General features: G+C 55.0%; 18 protein-coding genes. 9 read left to right on the top strand and 9 right to left on the bottom strand.

Features of this window, described 5'->3' with window-relative positions:
• Positions 1 to 136 precede the first annotated feature (136 nt).
• The gene (nadC, locus tag PGR23_RS18445) at positions 137 to 1030 is read right to left on the bottom strand and encodes a carboxylating nicotinate-nucleotide diphosphorylase (protein WP_396279916.1); all 894 of its coding nucleotides are present in this window, start codon (positions 1028 to 1030) and stop codon (positions 137 to 139) included.
• A gap of 137 nt (positions 1031 to 1167) precedes the next feature.
• Between nadC and ampD the strand changes: the two genes are divergently transcribed.
• Together ampD and ampE are read left to right on the top strand one after the other, a co-directional pair.
• Positions 1168 to 1731, top strand: coding sequence for a 1,6-anhydro-N-acetylmuramyl-L-alanine amidase AmpD (ampD, locus tag PGR23_RS18440; RefSeq protein WP_396279915.1), 564 nt, complete (start codon positions 1168 to 1170; stop codon positions 1729 to 1731).
• Entirely contained in the window at positions 1728 to 2582 is an 855-nt protein-coding gene (ampE, locus tag PGR23_RS18435) for a beta-lactamase regulator AmpE (RefSeq protein WP_047050168.1), read from the top strand. Before ampD ends, ampE begins: the two co-directional genes overlap by 4 nt.
• Positions 2583 to 2759: 177 nt before the next feature.
• On the opposite strand, the gene PGR23_RS18430 is transcribed toward ampE, so the two are convergent.
• The 3 genes from PGR23_RS18430 to aroP form a co-directional block, all read right to left on the bottom strand.
• Positions 2760 to 3710, bottom strand: a complete 951-nt coding sequence (locus PGR23_RS18430) for a glycoside hydrolase family 43 protein (protein WP_316423374.1) — start codon at positions 3708 to 3710, stop codon at positions 2760 to 2762.
• Positions 3710 to 5116 carry a glycoside-pentoside-hexuronide (GPH):cation symporter gene (locus PGR23_RS18425; RefSeq protein ID WP_015704413.1) on the bottom strand — a complete coding sequence of 469 codons (1407 nt, stop codon included), beginning with the start codon at positions 5114 to 5116 and terminating at the stop codon, positions 3710 to 3712. Before PGR23_RS18425 ends, PGR23_RS18430 begins: the two co-directional genes overlap by 1 nt.
• Positions 5117 to 5287: 171 nt before the next feature.
• A complete protein-coding gene (gene aroP, locus PGR23_RS18420; RefSeq protein WP_396279914.1) occupies positions 5288 to 6661 on the bottom strand; it encodes an aromatic amino acid transporter AroP in 1374 nt (457 codons plus the stop codon).
• A 645-nt stretch (positions 6662 to 7306) separates the two neighbouring features.
• Here aroP and pdhR point away from each other — a divergent pair.
• From pdhR to PGR23_RS18395, 5 genes are all read left to right on the top strand, one after another.
• The gene (gene pdhR, locus PGR23_RS18415; RefSeq protein ID WP_015368223.1) at positions 7307 to 8086 is read left to right on the top strand and encodes a pyruvate dehydrogenase complex transcriptional repressor PdhR; all 780 of its coding nucleotides are present in this window, start codon (positions 7307 to 7309) and stop codon (positions 8084 to 8086) included.
• A gap of 140 nt (positions 8087 to 8226) precedes the next feature.
• On the top strand, positions 8227 to 10890 hold the full coding sequence (aceE, locus tag PGR23_RS18410; RefSeq protein WP_015368222.1) for a pyruvate dehydrogenase (acetyl-transferring), homodimeric type: 2664 nt from the start codon (positions 8227 to 8229) through the stop codon (positions 10888 to 10890).
• 14 nt (positions 10891 to 10904) lie between these two features.
• Positions 10905 to 12797 carry a pyruvate dehydrogenase complex dihydrolipoyllysine-residue acetyltransferase gene (gene aceF / locus PGR23_RS18405; RefSeq protein WP_045376505.1) on the top strand — a complete coding sequence of 631 codons (1893 nt, stop codon included), beginning with the start codon at positions 10905 to 10907 and terminating at the stop codon, positions 12795 to 12797.
• 206 nt (positions 12798 to 13003) lie between these two features.
• Positions 13004 to 14428 carry a dihydrolipoyl dehydrogenase gene (gene lpdA, locus PGR23_RS18400; protein ID WP_015368220.1) on the top strand — a complete coding sequence of 475 codons (1425 nt, stop codon included), beginning with the start codon at positions 13004 to 13006 and terminating at the stop codon, positions 14426 to 14428.
• 165 nt (positions 14429 to 14593) lie between these two features.
• Complete coding sequence (locus tag PGR23_RS18395; RefSeq protein WP_045390053.1) at positions 14594 to 14878, top strand: hypothetical protein; 285 nt, start codon at positions 14594 to 14596, stop codon at positions 14876 to 14878.
• A gap of 44 nt (positions 14879 to 14922) precedes the next feature.
• Here the strand turns inward: PGR23_RS18395 and PGR23_RS18390 are convergent, their stop codons facing one another.
• Together PGR23_RS18390 and PGR23_RS18385 are read right to left on the bottom strand one after the other, a co-directional pair.
• Complete coding sequence (locus tag PGR23_RS18390) at positions 14923 to 15729, bottom strand: DUF2950 family protein (protein WP_316423373.1); 807 nt, start codon at positions 15727 to 15729, stop codon at positions 14923 to 14925.
• 10 nt (positions 15730 to 15739) lie between these two features.
• Positions 15740 to 17386: a DUF3300 domain-containing protein gene (locus PGR23_RS18385; RefSeq protein WP_316423372.1), complete on the bottom strand. Its 1647-nt coding sequence runs from the start codon at positions 17384 to 17386 to the stop codon at positions 15740 to 15742.
• A 355-nt stretch (positions 17387 to 17741) separates the two neighbouring features.
• Between PGR23_RS18385 and acnB the strand changes: the two genes are divergently transcribed.
• On the top strand, positions 17742 to 20339 hold the full coding sequence (gene acnB / locus PGR23_RS18380; RefSeq protein WP_072201386.1) for a bifunctional aconitate hydratase 2/2-methylisocitrate dehydratase: 2598 nt from the start codon (positions 17742 to 17744) through the stop codon (positions 20337 to 20339).
• A 186-nt stretch (positions 20340 to 20525) separates the two neighbouring features.
• Positions 20526 to 20888 carry a protein YacL gene (gene yacL, locus PGR23_RS18375; protein ID WP_015368214.1) on the top strand — a complete coding sequence of 121 codons (363 nt, stop codon included), beginning with the start codon at positions 20526 to 20528 and terminating at the stop codon, positions 20886 to 20888.
• A gap of 72 nt (positions 20889 to 20960) precedes the next feature.
• On the opposite strand, the gene speD is transcribed toward yacL, so the two are convergent.
• From speD to PGR23_RS18360, 3 genes are all read right to left on the bottom strand, one after another.
• Complete coding sequence (speD, locus tag PGR23_RS18370; RefSeq protein ID WP_015368213.1) at positions 20961 to 21755, bottom strand: adenosylmethionine decarboxylase; 795 nt, start codon at positions 21753 to 21755, stop codon at positions 20961 to 20963.
• Positions 21756 to 21779: 24 nt separating this feature from the next.
• On the bottom strand, positions 21780 to 22640 hold the full coding sequence (gene speE / locus PGR23_RS18365; protein WP_045390062.1) for a polyamine aminopropyltransferase: 861 nt from the start codon (positions 22638 to 22640) through the stop codon (positions 21780 to 21782).
• A gap of 122 nt (positions 22641 to 22762) precedes the next feature.
• The gene (locus PGR23_RS18360) at positions 22763 to 24046 is read right to left on the bottom strand and encodes an FKBP-type peptidyl-prolyl cis-trans isomerase N-terminal domain-containing protein (RefSeq protein WP_396279913.1); all 1284 of its coding nucleotides are present in this window, start codon (positions 24044 to 24046) and stop codon (positions 22763 to 22765) included.
• Between the last annotated feature and the right edge of the window lie 2 nt (positions 24047 to 24048).

The following is a 24048-nucleotide window of genomic DNA, read 5'->3' as shown; positions in this document are numbered from 1 at the left end:
TTGCGGCGGCGAGGAGGAAAAATACGCTTAGGATGCAGGCATCCAGCTTTTCGGTAGTGCTTTCAAAGATGCACGCGAAGCGTGCGAGGCGTCTCGCAAAAATAGCCCCGATACCCGGCGGATATCGGGGAGAGAATTAACGAAAACGCATGGACAGGTCGAGCGCCCGCACGTGCTTAGTGAGTGCGCCGACGGAAATATAGTCAACGCCGGTTTCCGCGAATTCGCGAATGGTACCGAAGGTGACGTTGCCGGAGACTTCCAGCGCCGCCTGGCCGTTGGTACGTTTTACCGCCTCGCGCATCAGGTCGGTGGTGAAATTGTCGAGCATGATGATATCAGCGCCGGCTTTTAACGCTTCGTCCAGCTCATCCAGCGTTTCGACTTCGACTTCCACCGGTACGTCCGGGTGCAGCCAGAAGGCTTTTTCCACCGCCTGGCGTACCGAACCGGAGGCAATGATGTGGTTTTCTTTGATCAGGAAAGCGTCAAAGAGGCCCAGACGGTGGTTCGCGCCGCCGCCGCACAGCACCGCATACTTCAGCGCGGTACGCAGGCCTGGTAACGTTTTACGCGTATCAAGTAGCTGCGTTTTGGTGCCTTTGAGCAGGTCGACGTAGCGGCGCACTTCGCTTGCTACCCCGGAGAGGGTCTGCACGAAATTTAGCGCGGTGCGCTCGCCGGTCAGCAGCACCCGCGACGGGCCGTCCAGTTCGAACAGCGGCTGATCGGCTTTAACCGTATCGCCGTCAGCCACGTGCCAGGTGATGCTGACATCGTCGCCGGCAAGCTGAATGAAAACTTCTTCTACCCAACGCTTACCGCAGAATACCCCATCTTCACGGGTGATGACGACGGCGTGAGAGCGCGCGTCCGACGGCAATAATTGCGCGCTAATATCGTTGTTAGCGTCAACTTCGCCGCCCAGATCTTCGCGTAGTGATTGCGCGACGGCGTCGGTAATATCGAGATTAATACGTTCCAGCAGCGCGTCACGGCGGCGGTCGGGGCTGTAGCGACGAGGCGTCATGATAAAGCTCCAGATAGATAAGATTCAGAAGTGGGAAACATGCTAACCTGAACCACGTTTCTGTACCACACATACCCAATGGATTTCGCGTCGCCTGTGGGGCCGCCGGGATCCACGTTTGCGAAAGGAGATTCCCCATGCAGTTGAATGGCGGATGGCTGGTGGGCGCGCGTCGGGTACCTTCGCCGCATCACGATTGCCGTCCGGACGATGAAAACCCTTCTTTACTGGTGGTACACAATATAAGCCTGCCGCCGGGGGAGTTTGGCGGCCCGTGGATTGACGCGCTATTTACCGGTACGTTGGATGCCAACGCGCATCCTTACTTCGCCGGGATTGCTCATCTGCGCGTTTCGGCGCATTGTCTGATTCGCCGCGATGGCGAAATAGTCCAATATGTGCCCTTTGATAAGCGCGCATGGCATGCGGGCGTCTCAAGCTATCACGGCCGCGAGCGCTGCAATGATTTTTCGATAGGCATTGAGCTGGAAGGGACGGATACTCAGGCCTACACCGAGGCGCAGTACCAGCAGCTAGCGGCGATTACCCGGGTGCTTATCCAGCGTTATCCTGGTATTGCTGATAATATTACCGGCCATTGCGATATCGCGCCGGTACGCAAAACGGATCCCGGCCCGGCCTTTGATTGGGCAAAATATCGCGGTATGTTGGCCGCATCGTCACATAAGGAGATACCATGACGTTGTTTACTACGCTGCTGGTTCTCATCGCCGAGCGTCTTTTCAAGCTTGGCGAGCACTGGCAGCTCGATCATCGCCTGGAGGTACTGTTCCGCCGCGTGAAGCATTTCTCGCTGTTCGGCACCGTGCTGATGACCGTCGTCGCGGTGGCGGTGGTATATGTTATTCAACGCCTGCTACAGGGGCAGCTATTTAACGTACCGCTGCTGGTGTTCTGGATTTTGCTTGGCCTGCTGTGTATTGGCGCGGGTAAGGTGCGCCTGCATTATCATGCCTATCTGAAGGCGGCGGCGAACAACGATAGCCACGCCTGCGATTCGATGGCCAGCGAGCTAACGCTGATTCACGGCGTGCCGCCGGGCTGCGATCGCCAGGAGTATCTGCGTGAACTGCAGAACGCGCTGCTATGGATCAACTATCGCTACTATCTCGCGCCGCTGTTCTGGCTGGTGGTCGGCGGCCCGTGGGGGTTGTTGACGCTGACTGCCTATAGCGTCCTGCGCGCCTGGCAGACCTGGCTTGCGCGCTATCAGACGCCGCGCCATCGTTTACAGTCCGGCATTGACGGTATTCTGCATATTATCGATTGGGTGCCGGTGCGCCTGGTTGGCGTGGTATACGCGCTGCTGGGTCACGGCGAAAAAGCGCTGCCGGCGTGGTTTGCCTCGTTAGGCGACCGTCACTCTTCACAGTATCAGGTATTAACTCGTCTGGCCCAGTTCTCGCTGGCCCGCGAGCCGCACGTCGATGCGGTTGAGACGCCAAAAGCGGCGGTTTCCATGGCGAAGAAAACTTCGCTGGTGGTGGTGGTGATTATGGCGCTGCTGACCATCTACGGGACTTTGATTTAACAGCCCGAAGCCAGGCGCTGACGGGCTTGGCGCACTCATGTCGCCGGATGGCGCTGCGCTTATCCGGCCTACGGTCCGCGGCCCGGTAAGCCAGAAGCGGTAGCCCTGCTAAGCGCAGCGCAAGCAGGGAAAATCCCAGCGCTGGCGTTGGATCCCGGACGGCTTGCTGTTCATTCTCTACAGCGTATCAGCAGGCGGGATGCCGAAATCGGGCATCCCGTTTTCTTGCCAGCGTACCAGCTTTAGCCGGGTGTGACGGTTAGGATCGTACAGCGGGTCGCCTTCGATTTCGGTGTAGTTGCGCGCGTGGTACACCAGCACATCTTCCCCCTCCGGCGTTTGCGTAAAGCTATTATGGCCGGGACCATACTGGCGGTTTTCATAGCTGGTACGAAATACCGGCTGTGGGGATTTATGCCAGTTTTCAGCCACCAGCGGGTCGGCTTCACGGTCGATCCATAATAATCCCATGCAGTAGTTTTCATCGGTCGCGCTGGCGGAATAGCTGATAAACAGCTTATCGCCGTGTACCAGCACCGCAGGCCCCTCATTGACCATAAATCCCCGGCATTCCCAGGCGAACTCCGGCTTGCTCAGCATGAGCGGCGCGCCTTTTAGCGTCCACGGGTTTTCCAGCTCCGCCAGATAGAGATTGGTATTGCCGGCGATCTGCGGGTCTTTCTGCGCCCATAAATACCAGCGTTTCCCTTGATGGCAGAAGGTGGTGGCGTCGAGGGCGAAGGTATCGAACGGGGTGACGATTTGTCCTTTTTCCTGCCAGCGGCCGCTGAGCGGATCGCTGTCGGTACACTCAAGGGCGAACATCCGGTGCTGGAACATCCCCTGGGCGTCGAGGTCATGGGTCGGGGCGGCGGCGAAATAGATATACCACTTGCCGTCGATGTGGTGGAGCTCCGGTGCCCAGATCAGCTGGCTCATCGGACCGCTTTGCGGCTTGCGCCAGACGGTCACCGGCTCGGCTTCACGCAGGCCTTCCAGCGTAGCGGCGCGGCGGATCTCCAGCCGATCGTATTCCGGTACGGAGGCAATAAAATAGTAGTGGTCTTGATGGCGCAGAATAAAAGGGTCCGCGCGTTGTTCAATAAAGGGGTTAGGCCAGTTGTTCATCAGGCTTTCCTTACGTGTTCACTGGTTTTCAATTCCTGGAGTTCATTCAGTTCGCTGTAGTTACTGCGGCGTTTTTCCAGATCGCTCTGGATTTGGCGCATCAGATTGCGGTCAACTTTCAGCAGGCGTACGACGCCTGCGGTAATCAGGTAGCCAACGCCGGGGATCACAGAGAACAGCAGCACGATACCATTCAGCGCCGAGGCGCTTTGCTGCTTCGCGCCGGCATCGTAGCCGTACCACGACAGCAGGAAACCCACCATGGCCCCGGCGACCGCCAGCCCCACTTTCAGGAAGAACAGATTGCCGGAGAAGCTGATGCCGGTGATCCGTTTACCGGTTTTCCACTCGCCGTAGTCATCAACGTCGGACATCAGCGACCAGTGCAGCGGCGACGGGATTTGATGCAGGATATTGAGCAGGAAGTAGAGTGCCAGAATCAGCGTCGTGGCATGCGGATTAAAGAAGTAGAATGCGCAGGAGAAGACCGCCAGTACAATGTTGGTCCAGAAAAAGACCTGCAGTTTACACCAGCGGTCAGTCAGCACTTTCGCCAGCATGCTGCCGATCATCATGCCGACGACGCCAAGGCTGATAAACAGGGTGGCGAAGTGGGTAGTTTGCCCCATCACCCAGGTGACGTAGTACATGGTGGCGGCCATGCGGATAAAGCCGGGGCAAACGTTGCACAGGGTTAAGAGCAAAATGCGAACCCACTGGTCGTTTTTCCACACGTCCTTGAGATCTTTTTTCAGCTCGTCGTTGGTTTGGACCGCCGGGCGGATGCGCTCGCGTACGGTGGCGAAGCAGAACAAAAACATACACATGCCGATGAACGCCAATACGGTCATCGCCATTTGATAACCTTTAGCTTTATCAGCGCCGCCGAACCACTCCGCCATAGGCAGCAGAGTCAGCGAGAGCAGAAGCGTCGCGATACCGACCAGCACAAAGCGGTATGACTGGCAGGCGACACGTTCTTGCGGGTCGGATGTCATCACCGTCCCCAAAGAGCAGTAGGGGATGTTAATCGCGGTATAGGTTATCGACAGCAGGAAGTAGGTGACGAAGGCATAGATAACCTTGCTGTTGTAGGTCCATTCCGGGGTGGTGAACATCAGCACGCTGAACAGGGCGTAGGGGAAAGCCATCCACAGCAGCCATGGGCGAAAGCGGCCATATTTACTGCGAGTGCGGTCGGCCATCGCCCCCATGATCGGGTCGGTGACGGCGTCGATGACGCGCACCGAAAGCAGCAACACCCCAACCAGCGCCGGGGCAAGACCAAAAATATCCGTATAAAAATAGTTAACGAACAACATGATGGCGCCAAAGATAATGTTACATCCGGCATCGCCCATCCCGTAGCCAATCTTTTCTTTCAGCGAAAGTTTATTGCCTGTCATCCTGGAACTCTCCATTGCAGTCTGGAGAGAATTATTGGTCTTAGCGTCGGGAATTACGTTGCAGTAATCCGTCATCGATATGGATAAAACTGTTACAGGAAGGAAAGTGTGAAGCAGATAACAATGCGCCGTGCCCGTCGCTAAAGGACGGACACGGCGTGACGAGATGTATTATTGTGCTTTTACGACGCCGGCGCTTTTCTGTTTAAACAGATAGCCAACGCCGAGAACGGCAATCCATACCGGTATCAGCCACACCGAAATCGCCATCCCCGGGGTCATCAGCATGATGGCCAGTACCGCGACCATAAACAGCAGGCATACCCAGTTACCCAACGGGTAGAACAGCGCCGGGAAACGTGTTTTCACGCCTTCCTGCTGCTTGGCGCGACGGAATTTGATGTGCGCGAGGCTAATCATCGCCCAGTTAATCACTAGCGCGGAGACAACCAGCGCCATCAGCAGTCCGAACGCCGATTCCGGCGCCAGGTAGTTGATCAGCACGCACAGCGCGGTGACTACGGCGGATACCATAATGGTGTTGACCGGTACGCCGCGTTTATCGAGGGTCAGCAGCGCTTTCGGCGCATTACCCTGCTGCGCCAGGCCGAACAGCATACGGCTGTTACAGTATACGCAGCTGTTGTAAACCGAGAGCGCGGCGGTCAGCACTACGATGTTGAGGGCGTTTGCCACCAGCGTGTCGCCGAGTTCGTGGAAGATCAGGACGAACGGGCTGGTATCGGCGGTGACGCGCGTCCACGGCAGCAGTGAGAGCAGCACGGCCAGGGAGCCTACATAGAAAATAAGGATACGGTAGATAACCTGGTTGGTGGCTTTCGGGATGCTCTTTTCCGGGTTGTCCGCTTCCGCCGCGGTGATACCCACCAGTTCCAGGCCGCCGAAGGAAAACATAATGATCGCCATCATCATTACCAGCCCGGTGAAGCCGTGCGGCAGGAAACCGCCCTGATCCCACAGGTTACTGACCGTCGCCTGCGGGCCGCCGTTGCCGCTGAACAGCAGCCAGGCGCCGAACAGAATCATGGCCACTACCGCGACGACTTTAATAATCGCGAACCAGAATTCCATTTCGCCGAACACTTTTACGTTGGTCAGGTTAATGGCGTTAATGGCGATGAAGAAGACTGCTGCCGAAGCCCAGGTAGGGATTTCCGGCCACCAGAACTGGATATATTTGCCGACGGCAGTCAGCTCCGCCATGGCGACAAGCACATACAGCACCCAATAGTTCCAGCCGGAGGCAAAGCCTGCAAAGCCGCCCCAGTACTTATACGCAAAATGGCTGAATGAACCGGCTACCGGTTCTTCGACGACCATTTCGCCGAGTTGACGCATGATCAGGAAGGCGATAAACCCGGCGATAGCATAGCCGAGAATAATACTAGGACCTGCAGATTGAATCACTGACGCACTACCCAGGAATAAGCCCGTACCGATAGCGCCTCCTAGCGCAATGAGCTGTATATGGCGGTTCTTCAAGCCGCGCTTGAGTCGATCGCCATGCTGTTGACCTTCCATCATGAAACCTCGTGTGTGGTTATTATGTTTATACGCTTCATCCTTCAGGTTGCTGCTTTGCTGTCCGTCTCTGCCAAATAGCATAGTTAGCTAATTTCAAGGCGTTTGAGGCCAGTTTTTACCCGAGTGACGCAACGCACACATTGTTGTGTTTGTGTAATTATGAAATTCCATTTTTGTATTGATTTCTTTACGGAAAGCAAAGCGGAAATTCCCTCAAAGACCTTTCGCCTGATGAAGAATAATGGTAAGGGCGTGCGAATGCACCTGCTTTATGAAGGGATGATGACGGAACGAACAAAAAGACACCGTTTGTCATTTTTTCTTACCACCGCCGCCGCTACCCTTAATTGGTTATCTATTCACTTTATTGGTTTATAAATGCACTTTTTTGCTTCTTGAATCGGTTCAGAAAGCGTAATTTTTCGTTTATATAAAGTTAATGCTACCCCTTGCTGGGTAAATGTAAGTTTTGTGCAAGGTTACATTTCTGAAACGTTATTTCTGTAAGGTTGTTAAAAAAGGCCAGGTTTACTGATTTCAATCAAAACCTGTATGGACAGGAGGTGAATACTTTGTTACTTTAGCGCTACGAACTTTAAATTGGTAAGACCAATTGACTCCGGGCGAATGGCAGAGACAGGGAATATGGCCTACAGCAAGATCCGCCAACCAAAACTTTCTGATGTGATAGAGCAGCAGCTGGAGTTTCTGATTCTTGAGGGGACGTTGCGCCCCGGTGAAAAACTCCCGCCTGAACGCGAACTGGCAAAACAGTTCGACGTTTCCCGTCCCTCGCTCCGTGAGGCGATTCAACGCCTCGAAGCCAAGGGCCTGTTGCTTCGTCGCCAGGGCGGTGGAACCTTTGTACAAAGCAGCCTGTGGCAGAGCTTTAGCGACCCGTTGGTCGAGCTCCTGTCCGACCACCCTGAATCCCAATTCGATTTGCTGGAAACCCGTCACGCGCTGGAAGGCATCGCGGCTTATTACGCGGCGCTGCGCAGCAATGATGAAGATCGCGACCGTATTCGCGAACTGCATCAAGCCATTGAGCGGGCCCAACAGTCCGGCGACCTCGACGCCGAATCCGGCGCTGTCGTCCAGTACCAAATCGCCGTCACCGAAGCGGCGCACAATGTGGTGTTGCTCCATCTGCTAAGGTGTATGGAGCCGATGCTGGCACAGAACGTTCGTCAGAACTTTGAATTGCTGTATGCCCGCCGGGAAATGCTCCCGTTGGTCAGCAACCATCGTACTCGCATTTTCGAGGCGATAATGGCCGGGGAGCCGGAGCAGGCGCGTGAGGCGTCGCACCGTCACCTGGCGTTCATTGAGGAAATTTTGCTGGATCGTAGCCGTGAACAGAGTCGTAGAGAACGTTCATTGCGTCGTTTACAGCAACGAAAGGACGAGAACTCCGGTTCTTAAGCGCCATTTTTTAGAGCGCGGCAACTAAACGCAGAACCTGTCTTATTGAATTTTTGGTTGTTCATCAGAGTGAAACACTAAAGAGTTCAATGGGACAGGTTCCAGTTAAATCAACGATTAGATAGATAAGGAATACCCCCATGTCAGAACGTTTCCAGAATGACGTGGATCCGATCGAAACTCGCGACTGGCAACAGGCGATCGAATCGGTCATCCGTGAAGAAGGTGTTGAGCGTGCTCAGTATCTGATCGACCAGCTTCTTTCTGAGGCCCGCAAAGGCGGCGTGAAAGTAGCGGCCGGTGCGGCAGCGCATAATTACGTCAACACTATTGCCGTTGAAGATGAACCGGAATACCCGGGCAATCTGGAGCTGGAACGCCGTATTCGTTCAGCGATCCGTTGGAACGCCATCATGACCGTTCTGCGCGCATCGAAGAAAGATCTGGAACTGGGTGGCCACATGGCATCCTACCAGTCTTCCGCTACCTTCTACGAAGTCTGCTTCAACCACTTCTTCCGTGCGCGCACTGAGAAAGACGGCGGCGACCTGGTTTACTTCCAGGGCCACATCTCTCCGGGCGTATATGCACGTGCCTTCCTGGAAGGTCGTCTGACTGAAGAGCAGATGAACAACTTCCGTCAGGAAGTTCACGGTAATGGTCTGTCCTCTTATCCGCACCCGAAACTGATGCCGGAATTCTGGCAGTTCCCGACCGTATCGATGGGTCTGGGGCCGTTGGGCGCTATCTATCAGGCTAAATTCCTGAAATATCTGGAACACCGTGGTCTGAAAGACACCTCTGCGCAAACTGTTTACGCCTTCCTGGGCGATGGCGAGATGGATGAGCCGGAATCTAAAGGCGCTATCACCATCGCGACCCGTGAAAAACTGGATAACCTGGTCTTCGTCATCAACTGCAACCTGCAGCGTCTGGACGGCCCGGTCACCGGTAACGGTAAAATCATTAACGAACTGGAAGGCATCTTCGGTGGTGCTGGCTGGAACGTTATCAAGGTTATCTGGGGCGGTCGTTGGGATGAGCTGCTGCGTAAAGACACCAGCGGTAAGCTGATTCAGCTGATGAACGAAACCGTTGACGGCGACTACCAGACCTTCAAATCCAAAGACGGCGCCTACGTTCGTGAGCACTTCTTCGGTAAATATCCGGAAACCGCCGCACTGGTTGCCGACTGGACTGACGAGCAGATCTGGGCCCTGAACCGTGGCGGCCACGATCCGAAGAAAGTCTACGCTGCACTGAAAAAAGCGCAGGAAACCAAAGGCCAGCCGACCGTGATTCTGGCGCATACCATCAAAGGTTATGGTATGGGCGACACCGCGGAAGGTAAAAACATCGCGCACCAGGTTAAGAAAATGAACATGGACGGCGTTCGCTACGTCCGCGATCGTTTCAACGTGCCGGTGGCTGATGCCGATATCGAAAAACTGCCGTACGTAACCTTCCCGGAAGGTTCCGAAGAGCACACTTACCTGCACGCTCAACGTGAAAAGCTGAACGGCTACCTGCCGACTCGTCAGCCGAAATTCACTGAAAAACTGGAGCTGCCGACCCTGGCCGACTTCAGCGCGCTGCTGGAAGAGCAAAACAAAGAAATCTCTACCACTATCGCTTTCGTTCGCGCCCTGAACGTGATGCTGAAGAACAAGTCGATCAAAGATCGTCTGGTGCCGATCATCGCCGATGAAGCGCGTACTTTCGGTATGGAAGGTCTGTTCCGTCAAATCGGTATCTACAGCCCGAACGGCCAGCAGTACACCCCGCAGGACCGTGAGCAGGTTGCATACTACAAAGAAGACGAGAAAGGCCAGATTCTGCAGGAAGGTATTAACGAGCTGGGCGCAGGCGCATCCTGGCTGGCTGCTGCGACCTCCTACAGCACCAACGACCTGCCGATGATTCCGTTCTACATCTACTACTCGATGTTCGGCTTCCAGCGTATCGGCGATCTGTGCTGGGCGGCTGGCGATCAGCAGGCTCGCGGCTTCCTGATCGGCGGGACTTCCGGTCGTACTACGCTTAACGGCGAAGGTCTGCAGCACGAAGATGGTCACAGCCACATTCAGTCGCTGACTATCCCGAACTGCATCTCCTACGACCCGTCTTACGCGTACGAAGTCGCTGTCATCATGCATGACGGTCTGGTACGTATGTACGGCGAAGCGCAAGAGAACGTTTACTACTACATCACTACGCTGAACGAAAACTACCACATGCCGGCCATGCCGGAAGGCGCCGAGGAAGGTATCCGTAAAGGTATCTACAAACTCGAAACCCTCGAAGGTAGCAAAGGTAAAGTTCAGCTGCTGGGCTCCGGTTCTATCCTGCGTCACGTTCGTGAAGCAGCGCAGATCCTGGCGAAAGACTACGGCGTGGGTTCTGACGTGTATAGCGTCACCTCCTTCACCGAACTGGCGCGTGATGGCCAGGATTGCGAACGCTGGAACATGCTGCACCCGCTGGAAACTCCGCGCGTACCGTACATCGCTCAGGTGATGAACGACGCTCCGGCTGTGGCATCCACTGACTATATGAAACTGTTCGCCGAGCAGGTTCGTACTTACGTACCGGCTGATGACTACCGCGTACTGGGTACCGATGGCTTCGGTCGTTCCGACAGCCGTGAAAACCTGCGTCACCACTTCGAAGTCGATGCTTCCTACGTGGTCGTTGCGGCGCTGGGCGAACTGGCTAAACGTGGTGAAATCGATAAGAAAGTTGTGGCTGACGCCATTGCTAAATTCGACATCGATGCAGAAAAAGTTAACCCGCGTCTGGCGTAAGAGGTAAGAGAATAATGGCTATCGAAATCAAAGTACCGGACATCGGGGCTGATGAAGTTGAAATCACCGAGATCCTGGTCAAAGTTGGCGACAAAGTGGAAGCTGAACAGTCGCTGATCACCGTAGAAGGCGACAAGGCCTCTATGGAAGTTCCGTCTCCGCAGGCTGGCGTCGTGAAAGAGATTAAAGTCTCCGTCGGCGACAAAACCGAGACTGGCAAACTGATCATGATTTTCGATTCCGCCGAGGGGGCAGCAGCCGCTGCACCTGCGCAGGAAGAGAAAGCAGCTGCTCCGGCACCGGCAGCAGCGCCGGCGGCAAGCGCAGCGAAAGAAGTTCACGTACCGGATATCGGCGGCGATGAAGTTGAAGTCACCGAGATCATGGTTAAAGTGGGCGACACCATCGCCGCTGAGCAATCCCTGATCACCGTCGAAGGCGACAAAGCTTCTATGGAAGTTCCGGCGCCGTTCGCGGGTACCGTTAAAGAGATCAAAATCAACACCGGCGACAAAGTGTCCACCGGCTCCTTGATCATGATCTTCGAAGTGGCGGGCGCTGCGCCTGCAGCCGCTCCGGCACAGGCTGCCGCTCCGGCTGCAGCGGCACCGGCTGCTGCGGCTGGCGTGAAAGATGTTAACGTACCGGATATCGGCGGCGACGAAGTTGAAGTCACCGAAGTGATGGTAAAAGTCGGCGATAAAGTTGCCGCTGAGCAGTCACTGATCACCGTCGAAGGCGACAAAGCTTCTATGGAAGTTCCGGCGCCGTTCGCGGGTACCGTTAAAGAGATCAAAATCAGCACCGGCGATAAAGTGTCTACCGGCTCTCTGATCATGGTCTTCGAAGTGGAAGGCGCTGCGCCTGCTGCTGCTCCGGCTCAGGCTGCGGCACCGGCACCGGCTGCTGCACCTGCACCGGCTCAGAAAGCTGCCGCGCCGGCTGCGAAAGCAGAAGGTAAAACCGAATTCGCTGAAAACGAAGCTTACGTTCACGCGACTCCGCTGATTCGCCGCCTGGCGCGCGAGTTCGGCGTAAACCTGGCGAAAGTGAAAGGGACCGGCCGTAAAGGTCGTATCCTGCGCGAAGACGTTCAGGCTTACGTGAAAGAAGCGGTTAAACGCGCTGAATCCGCACCGGCTGCTGCCGCAGGCGGCGGTCTGCCGGGCATGCTGCCATGGCCGAAAGTTGACTTCAGCAAGTTTGGCGAAATCGAAGAAGTGGAACTGGGTCGTATCCAGAAAATCTCTGGTGCTAACCTGAGCCGTAACTGGGTGATGATCCCGCACGTTACGCACTTCGACAAAACCGATATCACCGATCTGGAAGCGTTCCGTAAGCAGCAGAATGCCGAAGCTGAGAAGCGCAAACTGGACGTGAAATTCACCCCAGTGGTCTTCATCATGAAAGCCGTTGCCGCTGCGCTTGAGCAGATGCCGCGCTTCAACAGCTCGCTGTCCGAAGACGGTCAGCGCCTGACGCTGAAGAAATACATCAACATCGGTGTGGCGGTAGATACTCCGAACGGTCTGGTGGTTCCGGTCTTTAAAGACGTGAACAAGAAGAGCATCACCGAGCTGTCTCGCGAGCTGACCACCATCTCGAAGAAAGCGCGCGATGGCAAGCTGACTGCTGGCGAAATGCAGGGCGGTTGCTTCACCATCTCCAGCATCGGCGGCCTGGGTACTACCCACTTCGCGCCGATTGTTAACGCGCCGGAAGTGGCCATCCTGGGCGTGTCTAAGTCCGCGATGGAGCCGGTATGGAATGGTAAAGAGTTCGTTCCGCGTCTGATGATGCCGATCTCTCTGTCCTTCGACCACCGCGTCATCGACGGTGCTGATGGTGCCCGCTTCATTACCATCATTAACAACACCTTGAGCGACATTCGCCGCCTGGTGATGTAAGCGAAAAAGCCGGCCTGACGGCCGGCTTTTTTCTGATAACCTCAGGCTGTTGGGGATTATCAGCAACAAAGGACAAAATCGTTTGCCGTTTGTTGTTTAAAAATTGTTAACAATTTTGTAAAATACACGCGGATAGAACGTCCCGGTGGACTTGGGCGTAATAATAAAAGCGTCAGACCCGCCGGATATAAATTACAGAGGTCATGATGAGTACTGAAATCAAAACTCAGGTCGTGGTACTTGGGGCAGGTCCTGCAGGCTACTCTGCAGCCTTCCGTTGCGCTGATTTAGGTCTGGAAACCGTCATCGTAGAACGTTACAGCTCGCTGGGCGGCGTTTGCCTGAACGTGGGTTGTATCCCTTCTAAAGCACTGCTGCACGTTGCAAAAGTTATCGAAGAAGCGAAAGCGCTGGCCGAACACGGCATCGTTTTCGGCGAACCGAAAACCGACATTGACAAGATCCGCACCTGGAAAGAAAAAGTCATCACTCAGCTGACCGGTGGTCTGGCTGGCATGGCCAAAGGTCGTAAAGTGAAGGTGGTTAACGGTCTGGGTAAATTCACCGGCGCTAACACCCTGGAAGTTGAAGGCGAAAACGGCAAAACCGTGATTAACTTCGACAACGCGATCATCGCGGCGGGCTCCCGTCCGATTCAGCTGCCGTTTATCCCGCATGAAGATCCGCGCGTTTGGGATTCCACCGACGCTCTGGAACTGAAATCTGTACCGAAACGCATGCTGGTTATGGGCGGCGGTATCATCGGTCTGGAAATGGGTACCGTATACCATGCGCTGGGTTCAGAGATTGACGTGGTTGAAATGTTCGACCAGGTTATCCCGGCTGCCGACAAAGACGTGGTTAAAGTCTTCACCAAGCGTATCAGCAAGAAATTCAACCTGATGCTGGAAACCAAAGTGACTGCCGTTGAAGCAAAAGAAGACGGTATTTACGTTTCCATGGAAGGCAAAAAAGCCCCGGCGGAAGCGCAGCGTTACGACGCGGTGCTGGTAGCTATCGGCCGCGTGCCGAACGGTAAAAACCTCGACGCAGGCAAAGCCGGCGTGGAAGTTGACGATCGCGGCTTCATTCGCGTTGATAAACAAATGCGCACCAACGTGCCGCACATCTTTGCTATCGGCGATATCGTCGGTCAGCCGATGCTGGCGCACAAAGGCGTACACGAAGGTCACGTTGCCGCAGAAGTTATCTCCGGCCTGAAACACTACTTCGATCCGAAAGTGATCCCGTCCATCGCCTACACCGAGCCAGAAGTAGCATGGGTTGGCCTGACTGAGAAAGAAGCGAAAGAGAAAGGCATCAGCTACGAAACCGCCACCTTCCCGTGGGCTGCTTCCGGCCGTGCTATCGCTTCCGACTGCGCAGACGGTATGACCAAACTGATCTTCGACAAAGAGACCCACCGTGTTATCGGCGGCGCGATTGTCGGCACCAACGGCGGCGAGCTGCTGGGTGAAATCGGTCTGGCTATCGAAATGGGCTGCGACGCTGAAGACATCGCGCTGACTATCCACGCTCACCCGACTCTGCACGAGTCTGTTGGCCTGGCGGCAGAAGTCTTCGAAGGTAGCATTACCGACCTGCCAAACGCGAAAGCGAAGAAAAAGTAACTTTTTCTTTCAGCTAAAAATGCGTAAGCGGCTCTAAGAGCCGCTTTTTTTATCGCTAATGTTTAGAACTATGTCCCTGTTCACAAACCGCTACACCTCATACATACTTTGAAAATAGTCACTCAGTAAACTAATAGGCAGTTAATTATGTATCTGAGGTGTGAGATGAAACGCTTATTGACCACGGCGCTGTTAGCCACGACGTTAGTATCCGGTATGGCCTGCGCGGCTGATGCGACAATTCCATGGGCGGCGAACAGCGGCGGTACCGAAAGTACCCATATTGCGGCGATGGGTCAGGATCTGAATGCGCAGCATCAGTTGGTGACGAAGACGAATGAAGGGGTGTGGGCGGCGAATTCCGGGAGCATCAGCTCGGATGAAGCGGCGCTGACCAGTCAGAAACCTGCTTTTGCCGGTTATCCGGAGCTGATGCCGCACCAGGGCTAAGCACCAGAGAGTGCCCGGTTGCTATTGCGCAACCGGGCATTTTTTTATTGATTGACCGGCTGCCATCCCGCCGCTGAATCGGGGGCAAAATGCGTAATTGCCTGCGCTTTCGTCGCGCTCTCTTCGCCCAGGTTTGCCTGCCAGACCTTATCGTTCTGATCGATCATAAAGCTCATCACCCCGGTTTCTCCCCACTCTACCGGCCATGCCAGTAAGGCGACGCCTTGACTATCGCTATCGGCGATAATGCGGAAACGGTAGCCATGATAACCGGCGCCGGGCTCAGTCGGGCTAAAGGCCGGCCCCAGCGGGCTTGGCGTTTCGCCCGGTGAGGTTGGCCAGTACAGACCATCTTTTTTGCCTTCGCTGCTGATGATTTTTTGCGCCCAGCGATGATTCAGTTGATAGTAATCCTGCTGGGCATCAACGTAGGCGTGCATGGCGGCAATTGCCGACAGTTCATTGCGGCCGATGGCGCGTGTGAGAATTTCATCTTCCCCGGCCGCCATATCAAATCGCCAGCCCTGTTCATCTTTGACAATCGGAATTGGCAATCGCCACGCTTCACTGCCGACATCAAGCCAGGCGTTATTACCCTGCTGCACAATGACGTGTTTCACCTGCCAGTCGCGCTGAAAGCGGTCGACGGCATTGGGATCAATACCATCGGTGGGTAAAAACTGCTGCCAGTTATCGCCGAGCAGATTATTGAGCGCGGATTTATCACGATGATTGAGCGCATCGGCCAGCGCGCTTGCGGCTTTCTCCGGCGTGGGAAACTGTTGCTGGGCGAAGGCGGCGAGCGGCGACAGCATTAGCGTTAATAGGGCGATCTGTAATGGTTTTCTCATCTGCTCATCCTCAGCGACGACGCAATTCATGGTGTTCGGAAAGGCGCTCTCTGGCGGCGCCGCGCTGTTCGCTACTCAAGCCGGAAATATTACGGCTTTGCAGCCCGCGCGCCTGCTGCGATTGCCAGGAGGGGGAGCGACTTTCGTTGCCGCTTAAGGCATTGGCGCGGGCCGTGCTTACCGCTTGCTGACGCTGGGCCGGCGTCGCGGAGTGAATCTGCTGACGGCGCTGTTGTTGCTGAGGCGTAGGATTTTGCACGTGGCTCTTCACGGCCTCGCGATGCTGTTGCTGCTGCGGCGTTGGGTGTTGCAACTGCGTTTTCGCCGCTTCGCGACGCTGCTGTTTGGCAGGTGTCGGCGTGCTGTCGTAGCCACGGTAGCTGCTGCGCTGGGTGGCCTGCTTCAATTGTTGAGAGGCCGCCTGACGCTGCGCATCGCGCGAGGCGCTAGTGGCCGCCAGCGTGCCTGCGCTGGCTGCTGGCGCGTTGGGATGCTGAAGCTGCGTCATCGCCGCTTGCCGTTGAGCGTTGCGATCGACCGGCGCATGCTGGGTCGCGCTGAGTCCGCCGGGCACATTGGTCTGATGATAGCGCTGGGCGACATTATTATTCGGATAAGGCACGTTGCCGCGATAGGCGGGGTTATGCTGCCAGTTAACGCGGTTACCCGGTAGGTTCTGCCCGGTAATGTGGTTGAAATTATTCACATTAATATTGATGTTATCGCCATTGTGCTGGTAACCGCCGTGATGGTAATCGTCATCATGATGATGGTCATCATCATCCCAGTCGATGCTGCTGAAGAGCGCCCAGGTGGTGGCGACGCCAAGACTGTAGCCAAAACCTTTGACAAAGCTATCGGTGAACTGCTCTCCGGGAGGCGGCGGCAGATAGACCGGGGGATAGGCGCTATTCGGCCAACTGCCGTAGACGGTCGAAGGGTTATAGCTTGGAACGTATACCACTTGCGGGTTGGTCGGTTCAATTTTGATGATCTGCGAAGGCGCTGGAGAAGCCGTTGAGGTTGTCGAGGTTGATACCGCGCTGCTATTCGATGACCTCGAAGAGGCTGGCGCCGCGGCCGTGACGGTCACTTTCTGTTGCGGCGTGGATTTTAATGTCCCGGTTTGCTGGGCAATGGCGCGCAGGCGCTGTACGGAGTCCATGACGTCGTGGGGTTGGGCTAAAAATGCGTCGCCAAGGTTTTCCACCCACGGCGGATTTTCGCCCATCATTGCCAGCAGGGCGGGAAAGGCGACGAGGGATTTGACGCTCGGATCCCACGGCTGGCTGGCAACGGCCTGAACGGCCGCGTCGCCTTTCATCGACGGGTTATCCTGCGACCACTGTACCGCCTGCATAACGTTGTCCGGATAGGTGGAGGCCATCAGTACCTGCGAGAGTAAACTGTCCGGATAGAGCGCGATTGGCGCGACCCATTGGTCGATTTGCGCCTGTGTGTAGGTGGCTGTGACCGCTTGTCCCGCCGCCGGCGCAGTCGGGGACGCCGGCGCGGGTACCGTTGTGGGCTGTGCCGTCACCGGCGCTTCCGCGATAGTCTCTGGGGTACGACTTTTAACATAGAGCGTTCCTGCCGCTGCGAGTAAGCCTGCGCTGCAGAGCAGGGCGATAATATGGGGTTTGAACGGTAGTGACATGGAAGCTCCTGACACAGAAATGTTACCCATCTCGCTAAAGTATCGGCGAAAACGGTACGTTAGGGGAGTATATGAAGACGATATTGTTTTTTTTGATTTTTGTTGGGATCCTGACATTAAATCTGTAACAGAAATAAATTTATCTACCAGCATTTGAACAGAAAGCCTGCAATATCCTGCCCTTAACGATTCAGCTAAATTTTAATGTTGCTTTTTTGTAAACAGATTAACACCCTTCAAAAATCCTGCTATGCTGCCCTCGCGGTATCGGGCATTTACCCTACAAACTGCTGTCTCACAGGAGCGTGAAGAAAATCGCCTACCGCATTTTACAATGAGAGCGAGGAGAACCGTCGTGCTAGAAGAATACCGTAAGCACGTAGCTGAGCGTGCCGCCATGGGGATTGTTGCCAAACCCTTAGACGCAACCCAAATGGCCGCGCTGGTAGAACTGCTGAAAAACCCGCCAGCGGGTGAAGATGAATTCCTGTTAGATCTGCTTACCAACCGTGTACCGCCGGGCGTCGATGAAGCCGCCTATGTTAAAGCCGGATTCCTTGCCGCTATCGCCAAAGGCGAAGCGACCTCCCCACTGGTTACCCCTGAAAAAGCCGTTGAACTGCTGGGCACCATGCAGGGCGGTTACAATATTCACCCCCTGATTGAAGCGCTGGACGATGCCAAACTGGCGCCGATTGCCGCGAAAGCGCTGTCCCATACCCTGCTGATGTTCGATAACTTCTATGACGTAGAAGAGAAAGCCAAAGCGGGTAATGAGTACGCTAAACAGGTTATGCAATCCTGGGCTGATGCCGAGTGGTTCCTGAACCGTCCGCAACTGGCGGAAAAAATCACCGTTACCGTCTTCAAAGTTACCGGCGAAACCAATACCGATGACTTGTCTCCGGCACCTGATGCCTGGTCCCGTCCGGATATCCCACTGCACGCTCTGGCGATGCTGAAAAACGCTCGCGAAGGAATTGAGCCGGATCAGCCGGGCGCGGTCGGCCCGATTAAACAAATTGAAGCGCTGCAGCAGAAAGGCTTCCCGCTGGCCTACGTTGGCGACGTTGTTGGTACCGGTTCTTCGCGTAAATCCGCCACCAACTCGGTGCTGTGGTTCATGGGCGACGATATCCCGAACGTACCGAACAAGCGCGGCGGCGGCCTGTGCCTGGGCGGCAAAATTGCGCCTATCTTCTTCAATACCATGGAAGATGCGGGCGCGCTGCCTATTGAAGTGGACGTGAGCAACCTCAACATGGGCGACGTCATTGACGTTTACCCGTTCAAAGGTGAAGTGCGTAACCACGAAACCAACGAGCTGTTGGCAAGCTTTGAACTGAAAACCGATGTACTGATCGACGAAGTGCGCGCCGGCGGCCGTATTCCGCTGATCATCGGTCGCGGCCTGACGACCAAAGCGCGCGAAGCGCTGGGGCTGCCGCACAGCGACGTTTTCCGTCATGCGAAAGATGTGGCGGAAAGCAACCGCGGCTTCTCTCTGGCGCAGAAAATGGTTGGCCGCGCCTGCGGCGTTGCCGGTATCCGTCCGGGCGCTTATTGCGAGCCGAAAATGACCTCCGTCGGTTCTCAGGACACCACCGGTCCAATGACCCGCGATGAGCTGAAAGACCTGGCGTGCCTGGGCTTCTCCGCGGACCTGGTGATGCAGTCCTTCTGCCACACTGCGGCTTATCCGAAGCCGGTTGACGTCACCACGCACCACACTCTGCCGGACTTCATCATGAACCGCGGCGGTGTTTCACTGCGTCCGGGTGATGGCGTTATCCACTCCTGGCTGAACCGTATGCTGCTGCCTGATACCGTCGGTACCGGCGGCGACTCCCATACCCGTTTCCCAATCGGTATCTCCTTCCCGGCGGGTTCTGGTCTGGTGGCCTTCGCCGCCGCGACCGGCGTGATGCCGCTGGATATGCCGGAATCAGTACTGGTGCGCTTCAAAGGTAAAATGCAGCCGGGTATTACTCTGCGCGACCTGGTTCACGCCATCCCGCTGTATGCCATTAAGCAGGGCCTGCTGACCGTTGAGAAGAAAGGTAAGAAAAACATCTTCTCTGGCCGCATCCTTGAAATCGAAGGTCTGCCGGATCTGAAAGTCGAGCAGGCGTTTGAACTGACCGATGCTTCCGCTGAGCGTTCTGCTGCTGGTTGTACCATCAAGCTGAACAAAGAGCCGATCGTTGAGTATCTGAACTCCAACATCGTCCTGCTGAAGTGGATGATCGCGGAAGGTTACGGCGATCGCCGTACGCTGGAGCGCCGTATCCAGGGCATGGAAAAATGGCTGGCGGATCCGCAGCTGCTGGAAGCCGACGCTGATGCGGAATACGCGGCAGTGATCGACATCGATCTGGCGGATATCAAAGAGCCTATTCTGTGCGCGCCGAACGATCCGGACGATGCGCGTCTGCTGTCGGACGTGCAGGGTGAGAAGATCGACGAAGTGTTTATCGGTTCCTGCATGACCAACATTGGCCACTTCCGTGCTGCAGGTAAACTGCTGGACAGCCACAAAGGCCAACTGCCGACTCGCCTGTGGGTGGCGCCGCCAACCCGTATGGATGCCGCGCAGTTGACTGAAGAAGGCTACTACAGCGTGTTTGGTAAGAGCGGCGCGCGTATCGAAATCCCTGGCTGTTCCCTGTGTATGGGCAACCAGGCGCGCGTGGCTGACGGCGCGACCGTCGTGTCGACCTCTACCCGTAACTTCCCGAACCGTTTAGGTACCGGCGCCAACGTTTATCTGGCCTCTGCCGAACTGGCGGCGGTCGCTTCTCTGCTGGGCAAACTGCCGACGCCGGAAGAGTACCAGACCTTCGTCGCTCAGGTTGATAAGACGGCGGAAGATACCTATCGCTATCTGAACTTTAACCAGCTGGATCAGTACACTGAAAAAGCTGACGGCGTGATTTTCCAGACCGCTGTGTAATCCGTTCGGTCAGCCTGGCTGACCGTTTGGCTACAAACTCTCCAATGCCCGCTGAACATTGCATCAGCGGGCATTTTTATTTTTAAACCTCCCACCCGTTGCGCTTTTTTTCTTCCTGTCTGCTGCGATAATTAGGTTATGGGTACAGTGCAGCGGTGACGCATTGCCCTTGCAGAGGAAAAGATTATGGATTACGAATTTCTGCGCGATATTACCGGTGTGGTAAAGGTGCGAATGTCGATGGACCACGAGGCGATTGGTCACTGGTTCAACGAAGAGGTGAAAGATAACCTGGCTCTTCTGGATGAAGTGGAACAGGCAGCGCGCACCGTGAAAGGCAGTGAACGTTCCTGGCAGCGAGCCGGCCATGAATATACGTTGTGGCTGGATGGCGAAGAAGTGATGATCCGCGCCAACCAACTGGAATTTTCCGGCGATGAAATGGAAGAGGGGATGAACTACTACGACGAAGAGAGCCTCTCTCTTTGCGGCGTGGAGGATTTCCTGCAGGTGGTTGCCGCATACCGTGAATTTATGCAGCAGCGTTAATGATTCGTTTTGTGCCGGGCGGCGCGGAACCGTAGGCCCGGCAGGCAAAAGCGCCGCCGGGCATTTCAGATGTTACACCGCAGGTATATTGCGGGCGTAATAAATTTCCCGCATCTCTTTCCACAACAGGTCGGTAATCACCTTGCGCTCTTGTTCGCTTAACTCTTCCGGTTTGGTATGGAACATGTAGTGCTTCAGATCGAACTCTTTCAGCATCATTTTGGTATGGAACATATTTTCCTGATAGACGTTCACGTCCACCATGTCATAGAGCGACTTCATATCTTCTGACATGAAGTTCTGAATTGAGTTGATTTCATGATCGATAAAATGCTTCATGCCGTTGATATCACGAGTGAACCCACGCACGCGATAATCAATGGTTACGATATCGGATTCCAGTTGGTGAATCAGGTAGTTCAGCGCCTTCAGCGGTGAAATCACCCCACAGGTGGAGACTTCAATATCGGCGCGGAAGGTGCACAGGCCGCCTTCCGGATGGCTTTCCGGATAGGTATGCACGCAGATGTGGCTTTTATCGAGATGTGCGACCACGGTCTCAGGCAGCGGGCCCGGATGCTCGCTCTGATCGATAAGCTGCGGGTCGATAGGCTCTTCGCTAACCAAAATGGTGACGCTTGCGCCCTGCGGTTCATAATCCTGGCGTGCGATGTTGAGTATGTTGGCGCCAATGATTGAACAGGTCTCAGAAAGGATTTCCGTCAGGCGATTGGCATTATAGAGTTCATCGATATAGGCGATATAGCCATCGCGCTCTTCGGCGGTTTTAGCGTAGCAGATATCGTAAATACAAAAACTCAGGCTTTTAGTCAGGTTGTTGAAGCCGTGCAGCTTAAGCTTTTTCAATTTGGTTCACCTCCTCGTTTCAGGTTAGCTGGCGGTCAGCGCATCCAGCAGGTACTGCGGTAGCGCGAAAGCCGCGGTATGAATTGCCGGATTGTAATAACGGCATTTCAGCCCGGCGCTATGGAAGCGGGCCTGAATAATTTCCGTCGACAAATGACGCAGTGCTTCATTATCGGTCGCCCAGGCAAAGGTCATGATGCCGCCATAGTAGGTCGGGATCGCCGCCTGGTAGAAGCTGACATCGGTGAAATAGTGGCTGAGCTTGCGATGGCTGCCGACCGCTTCATCCTGCTGCAGGAAGCTTACGCCGTTCTGGGCAACGAAAATTCCGCCGGGATTCAGGCAACGTTTACAACCGGCATAAAACGCCGAAGTAAAGAGGCTCTCACCGGGGCCGATCGGGTCGGTACAGTCGGAGATAATGACATCAAAGGTTTGTGACGTTTGGTTGACGAAGTTCACGCCGTCATCAATCACCAGCGTAAAGCGCGGGTCGTCATAGGCGCCGGCATTATGGTTTGGTAGATACTGACGGCAGAACGAGACCACCCCGGCGTCGATTTCCACCATGGTAATGGTTTCGATATGTTGGTGGCGGGAGACTTCACGCAGCATCGCGCCATCGCCGCCGCCGATGATCAGCACGTGCTTTGCGTGACCATGCGCCAGCAGCGGAACGTGGGTCATCATTTCATGATAAATAAACTCATCGCGCTCGGTGGTTTGCACCACGCCATCAAGCGCCATCACGCGGCCAAATGCCGCATTTTCGAAGATGATTAAATCCTGATGATCGGTCTTCTCATGGTACAGCACGTTATCAACGGTAAAATATTGACCAAAATGGTCGTGCAGCGTCTCATGCCAGTGATTACTCTCGGCCATGGCTTACTCCTCCTTTGTTAACTTCTGTCGCGCCCGCCACGCGGGCACCACATCATAGCCAACTATAGATAGAGATTGATATGGCGAATAGTAAACCTTCTATTGTTTAGATGAACTCTCGCTTAGCGTGAGGTTTTCGGCGCAGATGCTCTGGATTGTTGGTTGCTGTTGGGTCTGGCGTCAACAATTCGCACGCTATACACCATCGTCGCGCCAGGCGGAATTTTTCCGGGGATTCCTTTGCTGCCGTAGGCCCGCTCCGGCGGAACAACAATAGTGATGGCGCCATGGTTACTAAGACGTTTAAGCGGTTCACGGAAGGTTTCGGGATATTGACTTAGCGCCTGGGTCCAGACCTTATATTCGGCTTCCATATCGTTTATCACGGTACCGTCGATCAAGCTTTCTTTGATAACGACGGTGACGATATCGTTATCAGCGACCTTACCTTTACCGGGGTAGTCTATACGGCTGTAAATACCCTCTTTAAGCACTGCGCCTTTCTGCGCGGCGAATTGCTGCTGATACTTTTTACCTTCGCGGAGAGTTTGCTGCTCAAGCTTATCAATGTTTTTGTATAACCGTTGTGAGACGTCGAAAAGCGCCTTATTGCGTGCTTTGTCATCCAGCGCCGGCTTACCGGCAAAAACATCGTTAATCCCCTTAAGAACGGTTTCCTGTTGCAGGTTTAACCCTTTCGCTGCCTGACTGGACAGCGTGTTAAGCGCATCTTGCCCTATCGACACGCCAACCGAATATGCCTGCTGCTGTGGAGCGCTGCTGAGGTTTAGCGTGGGTGATTTGGCTGTCGTGGCGGCGGTGGTTTTTACGCCGGCGAGTTCGGTGCTCAGTTTCTGCTGCTCCGCCATTGCCGCAGCCAGCTTATCGCTCAGGGCCTGCTTGTCTCTCTCCAGCGCGTTGAGCTTTACCGTTTGCGCCTGCAAAGCGGCGGCAGAGCGTTTGAGATTATCCGCGCCGTCGGCTTTTTCCTGCTGAACGGTACCGACTTGCTGCACAAGCCGTTTGTTTTCCGTGTCCAAAGCAGCAATCCGGCTCTGGAGTTGTGCGATGGTTTTATTCAACGCTGCATTATCTACCGGCGCTGGCATCGTGGCGGGAGGTGGCGATTTCAGCTGTGCCTGCAGTTGGCGGATGATCTTATCTTTGTCGGCGATGAGACTTTTTTGCGCGGCCAGCTTTTTTTGCAGCGCTGCGGTGTTGTTCTCGCGGGCTCTGGTTGGTTTACTGACCTCCGGCGCCGGAGGTATCTCTTTCTTCTCTTTTTTCTCCTGCTGCTGGACATAGTTGAGAAATGCAGGCGCATCGTCATCCGCTTGCGCATAAGCAATAAAAAGGGACGCCAGCAAAATGAAGGCCAGCGTCAATATATTAAGGCGATTTATCATGG

The organism is Klebsiella sp. 141162, from assembly GCF_050600755.1.
GTDB classification, from domain to species: domain Bacteria; phylum Pseudomonadota; class Gammaproteobacteria; order Enterobacterales; family Enterobacteriaceae; genus Klebsiella; species Klebsiella aerogenes.
This window is presented reverse-complemented; position numbering and strand designations above follow the sequence as displayed.

Coding starts and splice junctions, on each gene's coding strand:
- nadC (WP_396279916.1), bottom strand. CDS start 1,030: ATGACGCCTCGTCGCTACAGCCCCGACCGCCGCCGTGACGCGCTGCTG.
- ampD (WP_396279915.1), top strand. CDS start 1,168: ATGCAGTTGAATGGCGGATGGCTGGTGGGCGCGCGTCGGGTACCTTCG.
- ampE (WP_047050168.1), top strand. CDS start 1,728: ATGACGTTGTTTACTACGCTGCTGGTTCTCATCGCCGAGCGTCTTTTC.
- PGR23_RS18430 (WP_316423374.1), bottom strand. CDS start 3,710: ATGAACAACTGGCCTAACCCCTTTATTGAACAACGCGCGGACCCTTTT.
- PGR23_RS18425 (WP_015704413.1), bottom strand. CDS start 5,116: ATGACAGGCAATAAACTTTCGCTGAAAGAAAAGATTGGCTACGGGATG.
- aroP (WP_396279914.1), bottom strand. CDS start 6,661: ATGATGGAAGGTCAACAGCATGGCGATCGACTCAAGCGCGGCTTGAAG.
- pdhR (WP_015368223.1), top strand. CDS start 7,307: ATGGCCTACAGCAAGATCCGCCAACCAAAACTTTCTGATGTGATAGAG.
- aceE (WP_015368222.1), top strand. CDS start 8,227: ATGTCAGAACGTTTCCAGAATGACGTGGATCCGATCGAAACTCGCGAC.
- aceF (WP_045376505.1), top strand. CDS start 10,905: ATGGCTATCGAAATCAAAGTACCGGACATCGGGGCTGATGAAGTTGAA.
- lpdA (WP_015368220.1), top strand. CDS start 13,004: ATGAGTACTGAAATCAAAACTCAGGTCGTGGTACTTGGGGCAGGTCCT.
- PGR23_RS18395 (WP_045390053.1), top strand. CDS start 14,594: ATGAAACGCTTATTGACCACGGCGCTGTTAGCCACGACGTTAGTATCC.
- PGR23_RS18390 (WP_316423373.1), bottom strand. CDS start 15,729: ATGAGAAAACCATTACAGATCGCCCTATTAACGCTAATGCTGTCGCCG.
- PGR23_RS18385 (WP_316423372.1), bottom strand. CDS start 17,386: ATGTCACTACCGTTCAAACCCCATATTATCGCCCTGCTCTGCAGCGCA.
- yacL (WP_015368214.1), top strand. CDS start 20,526: ATGGATTACGAATTTCTGCGCGATATTACCGGTGTGGTAAAGGTGCGA.
- speE (WP_045390062.1), bottom strand. CDS start 22,640: ATGGCCGAGAGTAATCACTGGCATGAGACGCTGCACGACCATTTTGGT.
- PGR23_RS18360 (WP_396279913.1), bottom strand. CDS start 24,046: ATGATAAATCGCCTTAATATATTGACGCTGGCCTTCATTTTGCTGGCG.